2 protein-coding genes are annotated in these 1,296 nt (G+C 37.4%); both read right to left on the bottom strand.

The features are described from left to right. Positions 1-29: 29 nt before the first annotated feature. A complete protein-coding gene (locus DNG35_RS12140) occupies positions 30-866 on the bottom strand; it encodes an IS3 family transposase (protein WP_233494493.1) in 837 nt (278 codons plus the stop codon). 8 nt (positions 867-874) lie between these two features. After that, on the bottom strand, positions 875-1,273 hold the full coding sequence (locus DNG35_RS12135) for a transposase (protein WP_111129553.1): 399 nt from the start codon (positions 1,271-1,273) through the stop codon (positions 875-877). Positions 1,274-1,296: the final 23 nt, after the last annotated feature.

The raw sequence follows: 1,296 nt of genomic DNA, 5'->3' as shown, positions 1-1,296 counted from the left end.
TGAACTTCCCTGAATAGAGTTGACCGTTATTAAACATTTATTTCATTATTAAAAATAGTAATTGTTTTTTGATGAAAAGTACTTTTCATCAAAAACTGATTTTCAAACTCCATAGGGCTTATTTTCCCAATATTATCGTGCGGTCTTACTGTATTGTAATGATCGACCGCTTTTTTCACCATTCGCTTTAGCTCGTCAAAGCTTTTAGGTTTCCAATACTCGATGTAATCGTTTTTGATGGTTCTGTTGATACGTTCTGCATAGGCATTGTCTTGTGCTGTTTTTGCCATGCTTATCTCGCATCCTTTATCTTTTAAAAGCTTTACGTACTCCCTATAAATATATTGGCTTCCTCTGTCGGAATGGTGTATCTTGGGAGCTTTGTTTTCTTTCATCGCCATCTTCAATGCGCTTACATTTGCCTGTGCCCTCATATGGTCTGATACTTGATAACCTACTATTTTCTTGGTGTAAACATCTATGATAAATACGGCGTAATAATACTTTTCACCAACACGGATGTAGGTAATATCAGATTGCCAAATTACACAGGGAGCACTTACTTCCATCCCTTTGATAAGGTTTGGATAATATGCTTGGGATGAATAGGTTGTCCTTCTAAAGTTTTTCTTCCGTTTTAAACGGTAGCCCAATTCCATAAAAGTCTCCACAAAGCGATCCCTGCCTACAAAATCAGGGCGCAAGGTATGGTACATCTTCTCAACCCCACAACCGGGATGTTCCGCTCTTAACTGGTCTGCCTCTACAATCAGGTCAACCATCTTTTGATTAAAGACCGTTTGGCGCTTGGCGTATTGATGAACAGCCTGTTTGCTGATGCCTATGGTTTCATATAGTTCGTTCATAGAGAAACTCATTTTCCTTTGGCTGTTACGGAACCAATCGATAGTGGGGTGTTGGAGTTTTTTTTGATATCGATATTCAGTTCGTCCTTGGCGATATCGATCATTTTCTCCAGGTAATCGATCTGTATTTGCTTTTGTCCCACTGCACGTTCAAGCTCCATGACCTTCTTCTCCAGTTCTTTTAATTTTTGTGTGCTACTGTCTTTCATCTCTACTATGCGTTGGCCTTTTTCGTTGACTTGGGAGTATTTGTATATCCAACGGTAAATAATTTGCCCTTTAATTTTATGTAACCGTTCTAATTGAATCACGCTAAATTTACCACTTTCAAAATCATTTACAATTGATTTTTTAAATGCTTCGGAAAACTTACGTTGTTTCTTGATTAATTTTAAATTAGCTTTCATATAAATTGACTTTAGTGGTCAAC

This window comes from Mesonia sp. K7 (assembly GCF_003233725.1).
Classification (GTDB): domain Bacteria; phylum Bacteroidota; class Bacteroidia; order Flavobacteriales; family Flavobacteriaceae; genus Mesonia.
This window is presented reverse-complemented; position numbering and strand designations above follow the sequence as displayed.